The sequence below is a fragment of the Streptomyces sp. NPDC107517 genome (assembly GCF_055582645.1).
Genome location: NZ_JBVJPM010000002.1, coordinates 549,010 through 569,036 on the forward strand (window position 1 = coordinate 549,010; position 20,027 = coordinate 569,036).

The window sequence follows — 20,027 nt, forward strand, 5'->3', positions numbered from 1 at the left end:
CGCCCGTACGTCGACGGGGGCGCCGGATCGCATCGATCCGGCGCCCCCGTCGCTCTGTCCCGGTCAGCCCCCGCGGCGGCGCGACGCCAGCGCAAGGACCCGGCGCGCGTCCGAGACGATCGCCGCGTCGACGAAGCGGCCGTCGGGCAGGGCCAGGGCCCCCGCCTCCGTGGAGGCGGCGCCGACCACCTCCGACGCCGCGTCGACCTCCGCCGCCGTCGGCAGGAACGTCGCCTCGATGACGGGAAGCTGGCGGGGGTGGATCGCCATGCGGCCGAAGAACCCGAGCGCCCGGCCCTGCGAGCAGGAGCGGGCCAGGCCCACCGTGTCGCGGATGTCGGGATAGACGGACTGCGGCGGCGGGGGCAGCGCCGCGGCGCGCGCGGCGACCACCGCCCGTCCCCGTGGCCACGCCAGACCTTCGCCGTTGGTCACGCCGAGCTCCGCCCGCAGATCCGACTCGCCCAGCGCGATGCCGCGTACGCCGGGATGCCGGGCGATCTCGTACGCGTGCTCGACGCCGAGCGCCGACTCCAGGAGGGCGTACAGGGGCGGCACCTCGACCGACCAGTCCGACACGCGGTCCAGGTCGGCGGGGCCGTGGACCTTGGGGAGGCGCAGGGCGCCGAGTCCGGGGAGCGGGGTGAGGCGTCTGACCTCGGACTCGGCGCGCGGCGAGTCGAGGGCGTTCACCCTCACATGCACCGGCACCGGGTGCTTCTCGGCGAGGAGCTCGGCGGTCGCGTCGAGGGCGTACGTCTTGCGGTCGGGGGCGACCGCGTCCTCCAGGTCGATCAGGACCACGTCGGCGCCCGAGTCGAGCGCCTTCGCCACGACCTCCGGCCGGTCGCCCGGGGCGTAGAGCCAGGTCAGGAATGTCTCGTAGGACTGGGCGGTCACAGCGCGCCCGCCTCGCGGAGGGTGGTGATCTCCGAGGGGGAGAGACCGAGGCCCGTGAGGATCTCGTCCGTGTCGGCGCCGTGCGGGCGGCCGGCCCACCTGATCGCGCCGGGGGTCTCGGAGAGGCGGAACAGCACGTTCTGCATCCTGACCGTACCCAGCTCGGGGTCGGGTACCTCGGTGACCGATCCGAGCGCCTGGTACTGCTCGTCCTCCATCACGTCGTGGATGTCGAAGACGGGGGCGATGGCGGCCTCCGCCTTCTCGAAGGCGGCGAGGACGTCGTCCCGCGAGTGCCGGGCGATCCATGAACCGACCGCCGCGTCGAGTTCTGCGGCGTGCCCCGCACGGCCCGATCCCGTCTCGAACCACGGCTCGTCGATCAGCTCGGGGCGGCCGACCAGGCGCATCACGCGCTCGGCGATCGACTGGGCGGACGTGGAGACCGCCACCCACTTGTCGTCGCTCGTGCGGTAGGTGTTGCGGGGGGCGTTGTTCGTGGAGCGGTTCCCCGTGCGCGGCTGGACGTAGCCGAGCTGGTCGTACCAGATGGGCTGCGGGCCGAGGACCGTCAGCATCGGCTCGATGATCGCCATGTCGACGACCTGGCCCCGGCCCGTCCGCTCGCGGCCCTGGAGCGCGGCCATCACCGCGTACGACGTGGAGAGCGCGGCGATCGAGTCCGCGAGGCCGAACGGGGGAAGCGTCGGAGGGCCGTCGGGCTCGCCCGTGAGCGCCGCGAAACCGCTCATCGCCTCGGCGAGCGTGCCGAAGCCGGGGCGGCGCGAGTACGGTCCGAACTGGCCGAAGGCGGTGACGCGGGTGAGCACCAGGCGCGGATTGGCGGCGCTCAGCTCCTCCCAGCCGAGGTTCCACTTCTCCAGGGTGCCGGGGCGGAAGTTCTCGATCAGGACGTCGGCGTCCGCTACCAGCTTGAGGAGGACCTCGCGCCCGCCCCGCGTGGAGAGGTCGAGTGTGATGTTCCGCTTGTTGCGGCCGAGGAGCTTCCACCACAGGCCGACGCCGTCCTTCGACGGGCCGTGGCCTCGGGACGGGTCCGGTTTACGGGGATGCTCGACCTTGATCACGTCGGCGCCGAAGTCGCCCAGCATCGTGGCGGCGAGGGGGCCGGCGAAGAGGGTGGCGAGGTCGAGTACGCGTAGGCCGTGCAGGGGGGCGGGGGTGTCGGGCGTGGCGGGTTTCATGTGCGGGCCTCCAGAGTGAGCCTGGCCAGTTCGTCGAAGCCGATCCCGTCGAAGTCGGCGACCGAGGTCGACAGACGGTTCTTGAGCGGAGCGGTCCAGCGGTCGTCGATCGCGTCGGGGGAGCCGGCGAGGAGTCCGGCGATCGAACCGGCCGTCGCGCCGTTGGAGTCGGTGTCCCAACCACCCGACACCGCACGGCAGATGGACCCCGTGAAGTCGCCGTCGGCGTGCGTGAGCGCGGCGGCGAGCAGCGCCGCGTTGGGCAGGACGTGCACCCAGTGGTGGTCGTGGGCGTAATGGGCGTGGAGCGTGTCGACGACTGACGCGAAGCCCGCCGGGGTGCCGGTGGGCTCGGCGCGGGCCGTCTCGATGCCGAAGCGGATCGCCCGGGCGTAGCGGGAGTCGGGTGGGATGACGCGGAGGGCTGCGTCGAGGGTCGTTCGGACGGTGGGGGCCGTGCCTGAAGGTGCCGATGCGTGGGCGATCGCCGCCGCTACGAACATCTCGCCGTAGACGCCGTTCGCCGTGTGCGTCAACGTCGCGTCCCTGTAGGCCAGTTCGGCCGCTCGGGCGGGGTCGCCCGGGTTCGTCCAGCCGAAGATGTCCGCGCGGATCTGGGCGCCGATCCACTCCCGGAACGGATTGTGATGCACGGCCGTGTCCGGGGGTTCGACGCCGTCCAGGAGATTGCGGTACGCGACGCGCTCCGCGGTGAACGTGCGGCCCGCCGGCAACTCGTCCAGCCAGAGCCGCGCCACGTCCGCGGTGGTGAAGCCGGCGCCGTGGCGCTGCAGCAGGAGCAGGCCGAGGAGCGGGTAGTTGAGGTCGTCGTCCTCGGGCATGCCGTCGATGTTCTCGGCGAGGGAGGTGAGGCGGGAGCGGCGATTCCAGGGGTAGCGCTGTGCCACGTCCTGGGGGAGGTTCCGGTGCGTGAACCAGGTGTTCAGGGGCCAGTTGGACGTGGATCTCGCGATCGCCCGGATGCCGCGCAGGGGGAGTTTCTCGACGGGTTTGCCGAGGAGGCAGCCGACGGCTCTGCCCAGCCAGGACGCGTGCAGGCTGTGCGTTCCGCGGTTTTCCGGGGGCCCTGCCCCCAGGCCCCCGCGTTCCTCGTCCTCGGGCGCCGGGCGGGCCGGCTGGGGGGTCAGCTGTTTGATTTCCGGCAAGGACGTCGGCTCAAGTTCCCTCAACGGGCTCTGCGTCGCGGCCAGTTCGTCCAGGAGCTGCTGTGCCAGGGATCGTAGCTTCGGGTCCTGGGGCGGCGGTGAGGCGCCCGCGCGCTCGGGGGGCGGGAGGCCGCCCGCCTCGCGCCAGCGGCGCTCCACCCCGCTTGCGTTCCGGCCCTCCTGTGCCGCCTGGCGCAGCTCGTGGCCGAGCAGGTCCTCGGGCTGGACCCAGGTGAGGCGCAGCATCACGACCCCGCGGTGGCGGTGAGTTCTGCGAACGCCGCCTCGTGGGACCGGCGGCGGGCCGTGTCCTTGGCGAAGACCTCACGCGTGACCCGGGCCAGTGAGGACGCCGGCGTGTGCAGGTCGAGCCTGCTCGCGCGGGCCACCTCCCCGCTCCACTCGCGCGGCACCGCCGGCTCCCCGTACAGCGCGCCCACGATCGCTCCGCTCATCGTCGCGATCGAGTCGCAGTCCCGGCCGTAGTTGACCGAGCCGAGAACCGTCTGCCGGAAGTCGCCCCGGCCGACCAGGAGCATCCCGAGCGCGATCGGGAGCTCCTCGATCGCGTGGAGGCGGGACGGGCGGCGCGCCCCGAGCGACGGCCTGCGGTACTCCGGGCCGACCGTGTCGAAGGGTGTGACCGCCTTCCGCAGCGGCCCCAGCGCGTCCTCGAAGTCCGTGTGGTCGCGCGCCACTTCGCACACCGCTTCGATCGCCGACCTCGTGCCGTCCTTCGCGAGCGCCAGCGCCTCCTCCACCACCGACTCCGGCGTCGCGCCCGGCCTGAACGCCGCGGCCACCGCTGCCGCGAAGACGCCCGCCGCCTCCTTGCCGTACGACGACTGGTGCGCGCCCGCCACGTCCAGCGCCTCCTCGTACGCCTTGGCCGGGTTGCCCGCGTTCACCGCTCCGACCGGAGCCATGTACATCGCCGCGCCGCAGTTCACGATGTTGCCCACGCCCGCCTCGCGCGGGTCGACATGGCCGTAGTGGATACGCGCCACGATCCACTTCTCCGCCAGGAAGATCCGTTGCAGCGGGAGCGCCTCCGCCTCCAGCTCCGGGATCCAGCGCGTGTTGGTGATCAGGTCGGGGACGAGGTGGTCCGCGACCGCGTACGCGTCCAGGTGGTCCCGTACGTTCTCGTAGACCCTGATCAGCGCGTGCGTCATCAAGGTGTCGTCCGTGACGTGACCGTCACCCTTGTGGTACGGGGCGATCGGGCGCGCCGTTCGCCAGTCGTCCCTGTGGAACGGCTCCACGATGCCGCGGACCCGGCCGCCGTGGCGCTCCGCGATTGCCTCCGGCGTCCAGCCCTCCACGGGGCCGCCCAGCGCGTCGCCCACCGCCGCGCCCACGAGGGCTCCTGTGGTGCGGTCCTCCAGGGAGAAGGTGGTCGAGGTCGAGGCTGGGGTTGGGGTGTGGGTGCGGGCTGTTGTGGGGGTTGTCATTGGGCGCCTTTCGGTGTGGTTGCCCGGGTCAGGTCTGCTGCGATGGCTACGAGGTCCGTTCCTGCCAGGCGCGGCAGCGCGCAGCCCGCGAGCCTGCGGCAGGCGTCCCGCCAGCTCGCCGGGAGCGTGTCGGCTCCGCCGATCGCGCCCGTCAGCGCGCCCGCCAGCGCCGGCGCCGAGTCCGCCACCCGCGAGAGGCACGCCGCCGTGGGCACCGCCTCCGTCACGTCGCCGCCGGCCGCGGTCGCCACGGCCAGGGCCACCGGGACCGTTTCCGCTGCCGCGATGCCGTAGCTGTAGACGTGGTCGACGATCTCGTGCTCCAGGATCGGGACCAGCGCGAACGCGTTTCCCGGCAGGCCTGGGCGGGCCGCTGCCGACCTTCGCGCGAGGTCGACCGCGTGCAGGGCGTTGCGGCGGATCTCGGTCCCCTCGGGCAGCTGGGCCAGCGCCGCGTCCACGCAGGAGTCGACCGGGGCGCCGCCCAGCGCTGCCGCTACGGCTGCCGCCATCGCTCGCGCGCCGTGGACTCCGTCGCCGTCCTGGGTGTAGCGGGCGTCGAACTCCGCCAGTTCCGCGGCCGGTTCGGGGTCGCCCGGGTGGACGGAAGCCAGTACCGCCGCGCGTACACAGGCCGCGTCGTCGAAGTAGTGCGGGTTGTCGTGTCCTGTGGCCGGGGGGCTCAGGCCCGCCGCCAGGTTGCCGAGGCCCGCTCTTACGGAGATGCGTGCCCGCATCGGCATGCGCGCCGACTCGATCTCGTCCGCCCGGGCCGTCGCTTCGGCCACCTCGGCGGCGAGGGTGTTCCAGGCGAGGGCCAGCGCCGTGCGTACGTGTTCGTCCCGGAGGACGTTCGTGCTTCCGGCTCCCGCCTCGGTGGCGTTCAGGATCGACGCCGCTGTGAACGCCGCCCATTCCGCGTCGTCCGACGGGCCCAGGCGCAGGGGTTCCGGGGGCTGGTTCAGCGCGATCGGTACGGGGAGTGTCGTCGTCGCGTTCTGCTCCGCGAACGTGTCCAGTTCTCGGGTCAGGCGGCGGGTCCAGTCGGGGAGGCGGGCCGCGCGGTGTCTGCCCGAGGGCCAGCCCGCGGCGTCGCCCGCGGCGATGCCCAGCAGGAGGCCCTCGATGCGGTGGGGGGTGGTGGGGGTTCCGGTGGTGGGGGTTTCGGTGGTGCGGGGGGTTGTGCGGGTGGTGACGGTTGGTGGCGTCATCCTGTGCTGGCCTCTCTGGGGGGAGGAGGGGGCGGGTGCCGGCTTGGTCTGGGCTCCTGCTCGCGCCGGTGTGGGGTGCGGGGCCGGTCCGGTATGTCCGTCCTCGCTTGGATGGTTCGGCGTTGGGTTTCGTGCGGGTCAGTGGTGTGTGCCGGCTCCGGGCGGACATACCGGCCCGGCCCCTCCCGTTCGGGCGCGGGTGCGGCTCCTTGGGGGCCGGGGGCGATCTGCGCTTGTACGTGGATGGGTGCGGGGGTCAGGGTGTTGCCCCCTTCGGGGGTGGGAGGGGCGGGTCGGCCGCTCTGTGTGGGCTGCGAGGGCGGGCGGGTGTGTGTTGGGGGGTGGGGGTCACGGTGTGGCCCCCTTCGGGGGTGTGGGTGGGAGGGGCGGCGTGGGGGTCAATGTGGCGGCGATGTCCAGGATGTGACGTCCTTTCATCGACGGGAGGCAGCTGCCCCGGACCGGGCCGATGGTCGTCGCCCAGTCGGCGGGGATCGTTCGTTCGCCGCGCAGTGCGCCGGCCAGGGCGCCCGCCACCGCGGCCGTCGTGTCCGCGTCGCGGCCCATGTTCACCGCCATCAGGACCGACTCCCGGAACTCGCCACGGGCCGCCGCGAACGCTCCGAAGGCCAGGCCCACCGCCTCCGGGGCCAGGTCCGGCCAGGGGTAGCCGCCGATCACCACGGCCCGGCGTACCTCTCGTTCCATGGAGAGTTGCGTGCCCTCGGCGTCGCGGCGGGCGCTGCGGGCCGCCGCCACCGCGCGGTGCAGGGAGCGTGCTGTCCAGGAGTCCTCGGGGACCACGGACAGGGCTGCCTGGACGACTGTGTCCGGGCTGTGGCTCACCATGGCCGCCGCGACCCCGGCCGCCACCGCCCGGCCTCCGTGGATGCCCTCCCCGTCGTGCGACACCGTGCCGTCCACGGCCACGAGGCGTGCCGCCTCCGCCGGGCGGCCCGCCGCGTACACCCCGAACGGGGCCGCCCGCATGGCCAGTCCGTCGCTCCACGCGTGGCGGTGCTGCGCCGAGATGGGTGCCGCCAGGCCGCGGCGCAGGTTCTCCAGAGTCCCTCTCTCGCTGAAGCCCGCGCCTCGGAACGGGCCCTCGTCGCGGTCGGCGATCCATGTGTGCCAGGCCGCCTCGACATGTCCCACGGTGAGCGCCGAACCGTGCTCCGCCAGGAGGAGGCCGGAGAAGATCGCGTACTCGGTGTCGTCCGTGCCCGCCGGGTCCGGCGAGACGAACCCCTCGATACGGCCCCATCGTTCGCGGATCTGCGACGGCTTCATGTTCTCCGCGGGCGCGCCGAGCGCGTCGCCCACCGCGAGGCCGAGCAGCGCTCCGCGGGCACGGTCCCGCAGGGAGATCGCGGCCGGTGGCCGGCGGTGCGGGACCGTGCCGAGCCTTCGCGGACCTTCCGCGCCCGCCGACGGGTCGGGGTCGAGGCTGACGCTCATGGCGTGTTCGGGCTCTGCGAGGTGCGGTGGGCGCTCATGTGGACCTCGTGTTCTCGGTCGGTGCTGTGGATGCGCGGACCACCAGGCGGGGTGGGGCCGTGGCCGTGGTGCCGCGGGGGGTCGGGGCCCTGCCGTCCAGGCGTTCCACCAGGAGTTCGGCCGCGCGCCGCCCGCGTTCTGTCGAGCCCAGGTCGACGCTGGTCAGCGGGGGCCAGACCGACTGGGCGAGCACGCTGTCGTCCATCCCCGCGACCGCTACGTCCTGCGGTATGCGCAGGCCACGCGAGTGCAGGGCGCGGGCCGCGCCGAGCGCCAGCTGGTCGTTGGCGCAGAAGACGGCGTCGGGGCGCCGGGCGAGCAGTTCCGCGGCAGCCAGGGCCCCCGCCTCGATGCCGCATCCGGTCTCGACGACCAGCGTGTCGTCGTATACGAGTCCGCACTCGGCGAGAGCCGCGCGGTAGCCCTCCTCACGGTTGCGGCCCGGGACCGTGTCGGAGGGGCCGTTGATGAACGCGATGCGGCGGCAGCCGGTGTCGTGCAAATGGCGTACGGCCAGGGCCGCGCCCGTCACCGAGTCGGCGCGGACGCTGTCCACGGGCACCCCGGACGGCAGGGATCCCATGACCACGACGGGGCCCGCCGCGCAGGTCAGCGCCTCGATGTGGTCGTCGGTGATGCGGATGGGGCAGATGATCAGGCCGTCGCTGGTGCGGTCGCCGAGGCTGCGCAGGACGGCCAGTTCGTCGTCGACGACCGCGTCCGTGGAGTGCAGGAGCAGGCGGTAGCCATGGTCCTTGGTGACGCCCTGGACGGCGCGGACCATCGCCACGTAGGCCGGATCGCCGATGTCCGGCAGCGCGAACGTGAGTTGCCGGGTCCTGCCGTCCTTGAGGGAGCGGGCCACGGCGTTGGGTACGTAGCCGAGCTCCGAGGCGGCGCGTTCCACCCGTTCGACGGTCTCCCGCCGCGCGCCCAGGCCGTTGAGGACGCGGGAGACCGAGGCGATGGAGACCCCGGCGCGCCGCGCGATCGACACGATCGTCGGCTGGCCGCCGCCCGGCACCGGAGACATGGGGTCGCTCCTCACCGCATCTGGAAACGTTTACAGGTGTTGCGGCGATGTTTCCCCCGTCCGTCAACGCTCCGATCATGTGATCCATCTCTCGGGTGACGGTGAGGGCCGTTCGAGTGGGTGGGCAAAGCGGTCGAAAGCCCTGGTAAGTACGGCCTTCCTTGCTGGCGGGGGCCCGGATCCGTGCGTACTTTCGACTGTGTTGAGGGGGGAGTCCGGGCCCGTGGGAACGCCGCGTGGCATCGGCTCCGTACGAGAGGAGCACAGGGCGACATGGCCATCATCGAGACCGAAGCGACGCTGCACGACGCGCACCGCGACAACCACACGCACCGCGATGTCAACGGTGGCTGGCTGCGCCCCGCGGTGTTCGGCGCGATGGACGGGCTCGTCTCGAACCTGGCCCTGATGACCGGTGTCGCGGGCGGCGCCGTGTCACAGCAGACGATCATCATCACCGGGCTCTCCGGCCTGGCCGCCGGTGCCTTCTCCATGGCCGCCGGCGAGTACACCTCCGTCGCCTCCCAGCGCGAGCTGGTCGAGGCCGAACTGGACGTCGAGCGACGGGAGTTGAGGAAGCACCCCGCGGACGAGGAGCGGGAGCTCGCCGACCTCTACATGTCGCGCGGCGTGGAGCCCGACCTCGCCCGCGAAGTCGCGCGCCAGCTCTCGAAGGACCCCGAGCAGGCTCTTGAGATCCACGCGCGCGAGGAGTTGGGCATCGACCCGGGCGACCTGCCGTCGCCGACCGTCGCCGCCGTCTCCTCCTTCGGGTCCTTCGCGCTCGGCGCCCTGCTTCCGCTGCTGCCCTATCTGCTCGGCGCGAGCGCCCTGTGGCCCGCGGTCCTGCTCGCGCTCGTCGGCCTCTTCGCCTGTGGGGCGATCGTGGCCAAGGTGACGGCGCGGTCCTGGTGGTTCAGCGGGGTGCGCCAGTTGGCTCTCGGTGGTGCCGCGGCGGGTGTGACGTATCTCCTGGGCAACCTGTTCGGTACGGCCGTAGGATGACGAACCGGTGATGGCTATACGGGTCTCCGTATAAGTAGCCGTTACCCGGCGGTTTCGATCGCTTAACGGCGGGGCATGAGCCGTAAGCGCTGCGGGCAATGACGCCCGCCTCGCTCATGGACCCGCGGACATCGATCTGCCCGTGAAGGTCCCCTTGATACGTCGCCGTTCCGCCATGGGAGCGGCACCGCCACCGCCACCACGGTGTCCGCATGATGGAACGCAGTGTCCGGTTCCCGAGAACCGATACATCATGTAACTTGTTCGAAATTTGCACCCCCAGCAGAGGGCCAACGTCGTCCCTCGGTAGATGTCATATGCCACGAAAATCGACGACGGGAGAGCCGATGCGCACGCCGCGCCAGCCGTCCCAGCACTCCATGAACCAGCCGTTCATGGATGCTCGCCCTGCCGCCCAGGGCATGTACGACCCCCGCAACGAGCACGACGCCTGTGGCGTCGGCTTCGTGGCCACCCTCACCGGCGAGGCGAGCCATGCGCTGGTCGAACAGGCGCTCACGGTTCTGCGCAACCTGGAGCACCGAGGTGCCACCGGTTCCGAGCCCGACTCGGGTGACGGAGCGGGCATCCTCTCCCAGGTCCCGGACGCCTTCCTGCGTGCCGCGGTCTCCTTCGATCTGCCCGACGCCGGCGCGTACGCGGTCGGCATCGCCTTCCTGCCCGTCGACGAGGCCGACAACGCCGCCGCCGTCTCACAGCTCGAGACGATCGCCGCCGAGGAGGGCCTCACCGTCCTCGGCTGGCGCGAGGTGCCGGTGGCCCCGCAGCTCCTCGGCGCCACCGCCCGCTCGACGATGCCGGCCTTCCGCCAGGTCTTCGTCTCGGACGCCGACGGCACCGCGAAGGACATCGCGCTCGACCGCAAGGCCTTCGTCCTGCGCAAGCGCGCCGAGCGCGAGGCCGGCGTGTACTTCCCGTCGCTCTCCGCCCGCACCATCGTCTACAAGGGCATGCTGACCACCGGCCAGCTGGAGCCCTTCTTCCCCGACCTGTCGGACCGCCGATTCGCATCTGCGATCGCTCTCGTCCACTCGCGGTTCTCCACGAACACCTTCCCGAGCTGGCCGCTCGCGCACCCGTACCGCTTCGTCGCGCACAACGGTGAGATCAACACGGTCAAGGGCAACCGGAACTGGATGAAGGCGCGCGAGTCGCAGCTCGCCTCCGACCTGTTCGGCGCCGAGGACCTGTCGCGGATCTTCCCCGTCTGCACGCCCGACGCCTCGGACTCGGCCTCCTTCGACGAGGTGCTCGAACTGCTGCACCTCGGCGGCCGCTCCCTGCCGCACAGCGTCCTGATGATGATCCCGGAGGCCTGGGAGAACCACGCCTCCATGGCGGCCGACCGCCGCGCCTTCTACCAGTTCCACTCCGCGATGATGGAGCCCTGGGACGGCCCGGCGTGCGTGACCTTCACCGACGGTACGCAGGTGGGTGCCGTTCTCGACCGCAACGGTCTGCGCCCCGGCCGCTACTGGGTCACCGACGAGGGCCTCGTCGTCCTCGGCTCCGAGGTCGGCGTCCTCGACATCGACCCCGCGAAGGTCGTCCGCAAGGGCCGCCTCCAGCCCGGCAAGATGTTCCTCGTCGACACCGTCGAGCACCGCATCATCGAGGACGACGAGATCAAGGCCGGCCTGGCCGCCGAGCAGCCGTACGCCGAGTGGCTGGAGGCCGGTGAGATCGAGCTCGAGGACCTCCCCGAGCGCGAGCACATCGTCCACACCCACGCCTCGGTCACCCGCCGCCAGCAGACCTTCGGCTACACCGAGGAAGAGCTGCGCGTCATCCTCACGCCGATGGCCAAGACCGGCGGTGAGCCGCTCGGCTCCATGGGCACGGACTCGCCGATCGCGGCGCTCTCCGCCCGCCCGCGGCTGATCTTCGACTACTTCACCCAGCTGTTCGCGCAGGTCACGAACCCGCCGCTGGACGCCATCCGCGAGGAGCTCGTCACCTCGCTGCGCTCCACCCTCGGCCCGCAGGGCAACCTGCTCGAGCCGAGTGCGGCCTCCTGCCGTTCGGTCACCCTGCCCTTCCCGGTGATCGACAACGACGAGCTGGCCAAGCTCATCCACATCAACGCCGACGGCGACATGCCCGGCATGAAGGCCGCGACCCTGTCCGGCCTGTACCGGGTCTCCGGCGGCGGCGACGCGCTCGCCGCCCGCATCGAGGAGATCTGCGCCGAGGCCGACGCCGCCATAGAGGCCGGCGCCCGCCTGATCGTGCTCTCCGACCGGCACTCCGACGCCGAGCATGCGCCGATCCCGTCGCTCCTGCTCACCGCGGCCGTCCACCACCACCTCATCCGCACGAAGCAGCGCACCGAGGTGGGACTGCTCGTCGAGGCGGGCGATGTGCGCGAGGTCCACCACGTGGCCCTCCTCATCGGCTTCGGCGCCGCGGCCGTCAACCCGTACCTGGCGATGGAGTCCGTCGAGGACCTGGTCCGCGCCGGCACGTTCCTGCCCGGTGTCGAGGCCGAGCAGGCCATCCGCAACCTGATCTACGCGCTCGGCAAGGGCGTCCTCAAGGTCATGTCCAAGATGGGCATCTCGACCGTCGCCTCCTACCGCGGCGCCCAGGTCTTCGAGGCCGTCGGCCTCGACGAGGCCTTCGTCGAGAAGTACTTCAACGGCACGGCCACCAAGATCGGCGGCGCCGGTCTCGACGTCATCGCCAAGGAGGTCGCCGCCCGCCACGCGAAGGCGTACCCGGCGAGCGGCATCGCGCCCGCGCACCGCGCCCTCGACATCGGCGGCGAGTACCAGTGGCGCCGCGAGGGCGAGCCGCACCTGTTCGACCCGGAGACGGTCTTCCGCCTCCAGCACGCCACGCGCAACCGCCGCTACGACATCTTCAAGCAGTACACCGGCCGCGTGAACGAGCAGTCGGAGCGTCTGATGACGCTGCGCGGCCTCTTCGGCTTCAACAGCGACCGCGAAGCGATCTCCATCGACGAGGTCGAGCCGGCCAGTGAGATCGTCAAGCGGTTCTCGACCGGCGCCATGTCGTACGGCTCCATCTCCAAGGAGGCGCACGAGACCCTCGCCATCGCCATGAACCAGCTGGGCGCCAAGTCCAACACCGGTGAGGGCGGCGAGGACGCGGACCGGCTGTACGACCCGGCGCGCCGCTCCAGCATCAAGCAGGTCGCCTCCGGCCGCTTCGGTGTCACGAGCGAGTACCTGGTCAACGCGGACGACATCCAGATCAAGATGGCGCAGGGCGCCAAGCCCGGCGAGGGCGGCCAGCTGCCCGGCCACAAGGTCTACCCGTGGGTCGCCAAGACGCGTCACTCGACGCCGGGCGTCGGGCTCATCTCGCCGCCGCCGCACCACGACATCTACTCCATCGAGGACCTGGCCCAGCTGATCCACGACCTGAAGAACGCGAACCCGCAGGCGCGGATTCACGTGAAGCTGGTCTCCGAGGTCGGCGTCGGCACGGTCGCCGCGGGTGTCTCCAAGGCCCACGCCGACGTGGTGCTCATCTCCGGCCACGACGGCGGTACGGGCGCCTCGCCGCTGACCTCGCTGAAGCACGCGGGCGGTCCCTGGGAGCTCGGTCTCGCCGAGACCCAGCAGACCCTGCTGCTCAACGGCCTGCGCGACCGCATCGTCGTCCAGACCGACGGCCAGCTGAAGACCGGCCGCGACGTCGTCATCGCCGCGCTGCTCGGCGCCGAGGAGTTCGGTTTCGCGACCGCGCCGCTCGTCGTCTCCGGCTGCGTCATGATGCGCGTCTGCCACCTGGACACCTGCCCGGTCGGCATCGCCACGCAGAACCCCGTTCTGCGCGAGCGGTTCTCCGGCAAGGCCGAATTCGTCGTGAACTTCTTCGAGTTCATCGCCGAAGAGGTCCGTGAGCTGCTCGCCGAGCTCGGCTTCCGCACCATCGAGGAGGCCGTCGGCCACGCCGAACTCCTCGACACCGAGCGGGCCGTGGACCACTGGAAGGCGCAGGGCCTCGACCTCGAGCCCCTCTTCTACGTCCCCGAGCTGCCCGAGGGCGCCGTGCGCCACCAGGTGATCACTCAGGACCACGGCCTGGAGAAGGCCCTGGACAACGAGCTGATCAAGCTGGCCGCCGACGCGCTCGACGCGAACGCCCAGGCCGACGCCCAGCCGGTCCGCGCCCAGGTCGCGATCCGCAACATCAACCGCACGGTCGGCACCATGCTCGGCCACGAGGTGACGAAGAGGTTCGGTGGCGCGGGTCTGCCCGACGACACCATCGACATCACCTTCACCGGCTCCGCGGGCCAGTCGTTCGGCGCGTTCGTGCCGCGCGGTGTGACCCTGCGCCTGGAGGGCGACGCCAACGACTACGTCGGCAAGGGCCTGTCCGGCGGCCGCATCGTGGTCCGCCCGGACCGCGGCGCCGACCACCTCGCCGAGTACTCCACGATCGCGGGCAACACGATCGCGTACGGCGCGACGGGCGGCGAGCTGTTCCTGCGCGGCCGCACCGGCGAGCGCTTCTGTGTCCGCAACTCGGGTGCGACGGTCGTCTCGGAAGGCGTGGGCGACCACGGCTGCGAGTACATGACCGGCGGTCGCGCGGTCGTCCTCGGTGAGACCGGGCGCAACTTCGCGGCCGGCATGTCCGGCGGCATCGCGTACGTCATCGACCTGGACCGCGACAACGTCAACTCCGGGAACCTGTCGGCCGTCGGGCCCCTCGACGACACCGACAAGCAGTGGCTGCACGACGTCGTGCGCCGCCACGCGGAGGAGACCGGCTCGACGGTCGCCGAGAAGCTCCTCGCGGAGTGGCCGGCGGCGGTGGACCGCTTCAGCAAGATCATCCCCAGCACGTACAAGGCAGTGCTCGCCGCCAAGGACGCCGCCGAGCGAGCCGGACTCTCCGAGTCCGAGACCACCGAGAAGATGATGGAGGCGGCGACCAATGGCTGATCCCAAGGGCTTTCTCAACCATGGCCGCGAGGTCGCCAAGACCCGTCCGGTCGGCGAGCGCGTGCGGGACTGGAACGAGGTCTACGTTCCCGGCTCCCTGCTCCCCATCATCAGCAAGCAGGCCGGCCGCTGCATGGACTGCGGCATCCCGTTCTGCCACAACGGCTGCCCGCTCGGGAACCTGATCCCCGAGTGGAACGACTACGCGTACCGCGAGGACTGGTCGGCGGCGCAGGAGCGGCTGCACGCCACCAACAACTTCCCGGAGTTCACCGGCCGCCTCTGCCCGGCGCCCTGTGAGTCGGCGTGCGTGCTCGGCATCAACCAGCCGGCCGTCACCATCAAGAACGTCGAGGTCTCGATCATCGACCAGGCGTGGGACCGCGGCGACGTCGCGCCCCAGGCCCCGGAGCGCCTCTCCGGCAAGACCGTCGCCGTCATCGGCTCGGGCCCGGCGGGCCTCGCCGCCGCCCAGCAGCTGACGCGGGCCGGTCACACGGTCGCCGTCTACGAGCGAGCCGACCGCATCGGCGGCCTGCTCCGCTACGGCATCCCCGAGTTCAAGATGGAGAAGCGCCACATCAACCGCCGCATCGAGCAGATGCGCGCGGAGGGCACCAAGTTCCGTACGGGCGTGGAGATCGGCCGCGACATAGACGCCGCGAAGCTGCGCAAGCGCTACGACGCCGTGGTCATCGCCGCCGGTGCCACGACCGCACGCGACCTGCCGGTCCCGGGGCGTGAGCTCAAGGGCGTCTACCAGGCGATGGAGTACCTGCCCCTGGCCAACAAGGTCCAGGAGGGCGACTACGTCACCACGCCCGTCTCCGCCGAGGGCAAGCACGTCGTCGTCATCGGCGGCGGCGACACCGGCGCGGACTGCGTGGGCACCGCCCACCGGCAGGGCGCGGCCTCGGTCACGCAGCTGGAGATCATGCCGCGGCCCGGCGAGGACCGGAACGCGGGCCAGCCCTGGCCGACGTTCCCCATGCTCTACAAGGTGACGTCCGCGCACGAGGAGGGCGGCGAGCGGGTCTACTCCGTCTCGACCACCCACTTCGAGGGCGACGAGGACGGCAACGTCCAGTACCTGCACCTCGTCGAGGTGGAGTTCATCGACGGCAAGCTGACGCAGAAGCCGGGCACGGAGCGCAAGATCCCCGCCCAGCTGGTCACGCTCGCGATGGGCTTCACGGGCACGGACCAGGACAACGGCCTCGTCTCCCAGTTCGCCCTGGAGCTCGACGCGCGCGGCAACGTGGCGCGCGACGACGAGTTCCAGACCAACGTCCCCGGCGTCTTCGTCGCCGGTGACGCGGGCCGCGGCCAGTCGCTCATCGTGTGGGCCATCGCGGAGGGCCGCTCGGCCGCCCGCGGGGTCGACCGCTTCCTGACCGGTGCCAGCGAACTGCCGGCCCCGATCCGCCCGACGGACCGCTCCCTGACCGTCTGACCGACGCGACGGCGGCCTGACGGCCCTCACAAGACGTCCCGTACAAAGGCGTGCGGAACTGAACACGGCGCCCGCCCCACTGTCCCCGACCGGACGACTGGGCGGGCGCCGTGGCGCGTCGGCTCTCTTTCGTGGCGCGGTCGCTCACCGCGTGACGAGCCGAGCGGGTGGGTCAGAGATCCTGGGGGCACACGGCGACGGTCAGGCGCGCGTGGCCGGGGGAGACGTGGGTCGGGAGGGGCGGATCCTCGAACTCCCGGTGTTCCAGGAACAGGCGGGGAAGGGCTCGTAGGAGTTGCGGCCGCCCGTCCTGCTACGGCTGCTTGAGGAGCGTCAGCGCCACAAGGAGCACGAGCAGCGCCGCGCACGCCGAGCCCTGCACCAGGGTGCGGCGGGCGCGGGGCGCGTACGCGAGGGCGAGGGTGGCCGCGCCGCCTGTGAGCAGGCCGCCCAAGTGGCCCTGCCAGGAGGCGAATCCGGCCGAGATCAGCATCCACAGCAGGAAGTACGCCATGAACCGGTTGACGCCGCTCATGTCCGCGCCCAGACGCCGCGCCATCACGTAGTACGCGGCGCCGAGCCCGAAGATCGCGCCCGACGCGCCGACCGTGAGGGTGCCCGGGGCGATCAGGTAGACGAGCACGGAGCTGCCGAACGCGGACAGGAAATAGACGGCGAGGTAGCGCACGCGGCCCAGCTGCGTCTCGACGACACGGCCGAGGTTCCACAGCGTGTACATGTTGAACAGGATGTGCAGGATCCCGAAGACGCCCTCGGTGGCCGGCATGTGGAGGAAGGCGCCGGTGATCATCCGGTACCACTCGCCCGCCACCACCCCCTCCGCGTGGAAGCCGGCCGGGAACCCGTCCTGGTACACGTAATGCCCGCCGTCAGGACCGACGAGCCCGGCGCCCAGCATCCCGAACCGGTCCACTACGGCCGGGCGCAGCAGCTCGGCGAGGTAGGCCACGATGTTCAGGCCCATCAGGACGTACGTGACGAGCGGGACGGCCGAGACCCGTCCGCCGAAGACCGTGCGGGCCTGGCGGACCGAGCGGACGCCCTCCTTCACGCAGTCGGGGCAGTGGTGGCCGACGGCCGCCGACCGCATGCAGTCGGGGCAGATCGGCCGCTCGCAGCGGGTGCAGCCGACGTAGGTCTCCACCTTGGGGTGGCGGTAACAGGTGGTGACCGCGGGGGTCGTGGCGGGCTGGGACTCGGCTTCCACGGCCGGCTCCTCTGTGGTTCGGGGAGGGGGACAGAGCCGGTGGGGACGGCGCCGAACAAAATAGCGAACGCCGTCAGGCCGCGGTGCCCGGGGTGCGGGTCAGCCAGGCGGCGGCCCACGCGAGCGCCGCGTCCGCCTCGGGCAGGAACCCGGCCGCGCCCAGGAACCCGTGGAACACCCCGGGATACAGCGCCACCTCCGCCCGCACTCCCGCCCGCGCGAGCCGCCGCGCGTACGCGAGCCCCTCGTCACGCAGCGGGTCGCAGTCCGCGAGGAGCACGAGGGCGGGCGGCAGACCGTCGAGGTCGGGCGCGAGCCCGGGGGACGCGGCGACGGGATCGCCCCCGGCCCCGAGGTACTGCTCCCAGTACCAGCGCATATGGGCCGTCGTGTGGAAGAACCCCCGCTCGAACGCCACCGGGGACTCGCCGCCGAGCCGGTGGTCGAGCACCGGGTACAGCAGCAGTTGGCCGGCGACCGCCGGCCCCTCGGGATCGCCCTGGGCCCGTTGCGCGACGGCGGCGGCCAGGTTCCCGCCGCTGGAGTCCCCGGCGACGAACAGCCGGTCCGGGTCGCACCCCAGCTCCCGCGCGTGCGCGGCGGCCCACCGCGCGACGGCGTACGCGTCGTGGGAGGCGGCGGGGAACGGGTGCTCGGGCGCGCATCGATAGTCGACGGAAACCACCGACGCACCGGCCAGTGCGGCGAGTCGACGGCAGAGTCCGTCGTGCGTGTCGAGGTCGCAGAGCACCCACCCGCCGCCGTGCAGGAACACCACGAGCGGGCGCGGGCCGTCGGCCTCGGGCTCGTAGATCCGTACGGGCACGGGTGCGTCGAGGTCCTGCGCCGGCACAAGGCGCTCGGTGACCGACCGCATCGGCACGGACGGCTTCCCGAGCCCCGCCCGCGCGGCGGCCCGCAGGGTGTCCGCGTCGAGGGGGCCGTCGGCCGGGTCGGGGAACGCGGCCGACATGGCGTCGCACAGGGTGCGCGCCGGCGGGGTGAGCGGATCGTGCGTCGTCATCCGGCCGTCGACCCCCCGTCCACCGTGAACTCCGTGCCGGTGATGTACGAGGACGCGTCCGACGCCAGGAACAGGACCAGCTCACCGACCTCCTCGGGGCGGCCCATCCGGCCCAGCGGCAGATGCGACCAGTCCTTGCCCGAGACTCCGGCGATCATCGGGGTGTCGATGGCGCCCGGGTGCACGGAGTTGACGCGTATCCCGTACCCCGCCAGATCGAGTGCCGACGACCGGGTCAGGCCGCGCAGGCCGAACTTCGTGGAGCCGTACGCCGCGTGCCCGGGTATGCCGACGAGACCCGCGGTCGACGAGACGTTGACGACCGATCCGCCGCCCGCCTCCCTCATCGCGGGCACCACGGCCTGGATGCCGAGGAACGGGCCGAGGAGATTGACGCGGATCAGTTGCTCGAAGTTCTCCAGCGTCTCCCGCTCCACCGGCGCGGTGCGCCACAGCGCCGCGTTGTTGACCAGCGCGTCGATCCGCCCGAAGGCGCCGAGCGCGGCACCGACGACCTCGCCCCAGCTGTCCGGGTCCGACACGTCGTGCCGCACGAACAGCCCCTGGTCGCCGAGCGACTTGGCGACCTCGGCGCCCTCCTTCTCCCGCACGTCCGTGACCACGACCCGCGCGCCGGCCGCCGCGGCGAGAGCGGCTTCCGCCGCGCCCTGCCCGCGCCCCGCGCCCGTGATGACGACGACCTTGCCGTCCAGTGAGACCGTCACTTCTCCTCCAGTGCCCGGAAGTGCGGGATGACCTTCTCGCCCCACTGGCGGATGGTCTCCATGCACGCTTCCTGCGGGACCGTGCCCATCTGGATCAGGCACATCACCTCGTCCACGCCGATCTCGCGCAGCTGCTCGACGTACGAGATCGCGGTGTCCGCGGAGCCGTAGGCGTGCTCCGCGTTGTAGGTGCCGGTGTCGACCGGGCGGGCCGGGATGTTCGCCTCGTGCAGCTTGGCGACGAGCTCCTCCCGGTCCTTGGCCATCGCCGCCACGTGGTCCTCATCCTCCGCGTAGGAGGTGGGCGCGGGGGCGTTCCCGTACCAGTGCGCGATCGACTCGGCGAAGAAGCGCTGGCCGCGCGTGCCGAGGCGCAGGGCGAGGTCCGCGTCGTCGAGGACGATCGTCGGGCAGAGCGCCGAGAGGTGGTCGTTGACCTCGGTGGACACGAAGCGCTCGCCGGTGCGGGTCGCGATGGCCTCGTCGTAGACCTTGCGCATCGTGCGGACGTCGTCGGCGCCGGCGAAGCCCATCACCAGGGCCCCGATGCCGAGTTCGGCCGCGAGCTTGAGCGTGTCGTGCTTGGAGCAGGCCATGAAGAGCGGCGGGTGCGGGGTCTGCACCGGGCGGGGCAGGATCGCGCCGGGCCCGATGTCGATCGAGCCGTGCCACTCGAACTGCTCCTCGCGCCACGCCGAGGAGAAGATCCGCAGGGCCTCCTCCATCTGCGGATACGTGTCCTCGGGGCGGACCCCGTACATCCGCATCTCCTGCTTGGTCGCGCCGCGCCCGGCGCCGATGTCGACGCGGCCGCCGGTCAGCGAGTCGAGCATCGCGGCCCGCTCGGCGACGCGGACGGGGTGCTGGTAGCCGAAAGGCATCGTGACGACGCCGTGCCCGATGCGGATCCGGGACGTCCTGGCCGCGACCCAGGTCAGGAAGATCTCGGACGCGCTCATGTGCGCGTACTGGGTGAGGGAGTGGTGCTCGACCGCCCAGATGCGGTCGAAGCCCATCTCCTCGGCGAACACGGCCTGTTCGACGCAGTCCTTGAGGACCTGGCGCTCGTTCTCTGGCGTCGGGTCGGCGAGCTGAGCCTCGAAGATCATGGAGAACTTCACGGGGATCCTCCCGAGTGATGTGTTTCTAATAGGAATACTTCTAGCAGGCATACACGGGCCGG

The 20,027-nt window shown here is 71.8% G+C and carries 14 protein-coding genes; 3 read left to right on the forward strand and 11 right to left on the reverse strand.

All coding sequences use genetic code 11. The features are described from left to right. Positions 1 to 63: 63 nt before the first annotated feature. From ACZ67T_RS06245 to ACZ67T_RS06275, 7 genes are all read right to left on the reverse strand, one after another. The gene (locus tag ACZ67T_RS06245) at positions 64 to 900 is read right to left on the reverse strand and encodes an HpcH/HpaI aldolase/citrate lyase family protein (protein WP_469981822.1); all 837 of its coding nucleotides are present in this window, start codon (positions 898 to 900) and stop codon (positions 64 to 66) included. Further along, positions 897 to 2,105: a CaiB/BaiF CoA transferase family protein gene (locus ACZ67T_RS06250; RefSeq protein ID WP_469981824.1), complete on the reverse strand. Its 1,209-nt coding sequence runs from the start codon at positions 2,103 to 2,105 to the stop codon at positions 897 to 899. Before ACZ67T_RS06250 ends, ACZ67T_RS06245 begins: the two co-directional genes overlap by 4 nt. Next, the gene (locus ACZ67T_RS06255) at positions 2,102 to 3,517 is read right to left on the reverse strand and encodes an ADP-ribosylglycohydrolase family protein (RefSeq protein ID WP_469981826.1); all 1,416 of its coding nucleotides are present in this window, start codon (positions 3,515 to 3,517) and stop codon (positions 2,102 to 2,104) included. Before ACZ67T_RS06255 ends, ACZ67T_RS06250 begins: the two co-directional genes overlap by 4 nt. After that, positions 3,517 to 4,725, reverse strand: a complete 1,209-nt coding sequence (locus ACZ67T_RS06260; protein ID WP_469981828.1) for an ADP-ribosylglycohydrolase family protein — start codon at positions 4,723 to 4,725, stop codon at positions 3,517 to 3,519. The genes ACZ67T_RS06255 and ACZ67T_RS06260 overlap by 1 nt, the downstream gene beginning before the upstream one ends. After that, positions 4,722 to 5,936 (reverse strand): ADP-ribosylglycohydrolase family protein, encoded by a 1,215-nt coding sequence (locus ACZ67T_RS06265; RefSeq protein ID WP_469981829.1) that lies wholly within the window; start codon positions 5,934 to 5,936, stop codon positions 4,722 to 4,724. The genes ACZ67T_RS06260 and ACZ67T_RS06265 overlap by 4 nt, the downstream gene beginning before the upstream one ends. A 348-nt stretch (positions 5,937 to 6,284) precedes the next feature. Continuing rightward, entirely contained in the window at positions 6,285 to 7,394 is a 1,110-nt protein-coding gene (locus ACZ67T_RS06270) for an ADP-ribosylglycohydrolase family protein (RefSeq protein ID WP_469981831.1), read from the reverse strand. Positions 7,395 to 7,428: 34 nt separating this feature from the next. After that, positions 7,429 to 8,466: a LacI family DNA-binding transcriptional regulator gene (locus ACZ67T_RS06275; protein ID WP_469981833.1), complete on the reverse strand. Its 1,038-nt coding sequence runs from the start codon at positions 8,464 to 8,466 to the stop codon at positions 7,429 to 7,431. 273 nt (positions 8,467 to 8,739) lie between these two features. Here ACZ67T_RS06275 and ACZ67T_RS06280 point away from each other — a divergent pair, with 273 nt between their 5' ends. From ACZ67T_RS06280 to ACZ67T_RS06290, 3 genes are all read left to right on the forward strand, one after another. Next, complete coding sequence (locus tag ACZ67T_RS06280) at positions 8,740 to 9,471, forward strand: VIT1/CCC1 transporter family protein (protein ID WP_326713469.1); 732 nt, start codon at positions 8,740 to 8,742, stop codon at positions 9,469 to 9,471. 347 nt (positions 9,472 to 9,818) lie between these two features. Next, positions 9,819 to 14,414 (forward strand): glutamate synthase large subunit, encoded by a 4,596-nt coding sequence (gene gltB / locus ACZ67T_RS06285; RefSeq protein WP_469981835.1) that lies wholly within the window; start codon positions 9,819 to 9,821, stop codon positions 14,412 to 14,414. Next, on the forward strand, positions 14,407 to 15,867 hold the full coding sequence (locus ACZ67T_RS06290) for a glutamate synthase subunit beta (protein ID WP_469981837.1): 1,461 nt from the start codon (positions 14,407 to 14,409) through the stop codon (positions 15,865 to 15,867). Before gltB ends, ACZ67T_RS06290 begins: the two co-directional genes overlap by 8 nt. Before the next feature lie 313 nt (positions 15,868 to 16,180). Here ACZ67T_RS06290 and ACZ67T_RS06295 read toward each other — a convergent pair whose 3' ends face one another. The 4 genes from ACZ67T_RS06295 to ACZ67T_RS06310 all read right to left on the reverse strand — a co-directional run bounded on the left by ACZ67T_RS06295 (position 16,181) and on the right by ACZ67T_RS06310 (position 19,965). After that, positions 16,181 to 17,095, reverse strand: a complete 915-nt coding sequence (locus ACZ67T_RS06295; protein WP_469981839.1) for a rhomboid family intramembrane serine protease — start codon at positions 17,093 to 17,095, stop codon at positions 16,181 to 16,183. A gap of 73 nt (positions 17,096 to 17,168) precedes the next feature. After that, on the reverse strand, positions 17,169 to 18,119 hold the full coding sequence (locus tag ACZ67T_RS06300; RefSeq protein ID WP_469981841.1) for an alpha/beta hydrolase: 951 nt from the start codon (positions 18,117 to 18,119) through the stop codon (positions 17,169 to 17,171). Further along, positions 18,116 to 18,844 (reverse strand): glucose 1-dehydrogenase, encoded by a 729-nt coding sequence (locus ACZ67T_RS06305; RefSeq protein WP_469981843.1) that lies wholly within the window; start codon positions 18,842 to 18,844, stop codon positions 18,116 to 18,118. Before ACZ67T_RS06305 ends, ACZ67T_RS06300 begins: the two co-directional genes overlap by 4 nt. Next, entirely contained in the window at positions 18,841 to 19,965 is a 1,125-nt protein-coding gene (locus ACZ67T_RS06310) for an LLM class flavin-dependent oxidoreductase (protein WP_469981845.1), read from the reverse strand. Before ACZ67T_RS06310 ends, ACZ67T_RS06305 begins: the two co-directional genes overlap by 4 nt. Between the last annotated feature and the right edge of the window lie 62 nt (positions 19,966 to 20,027).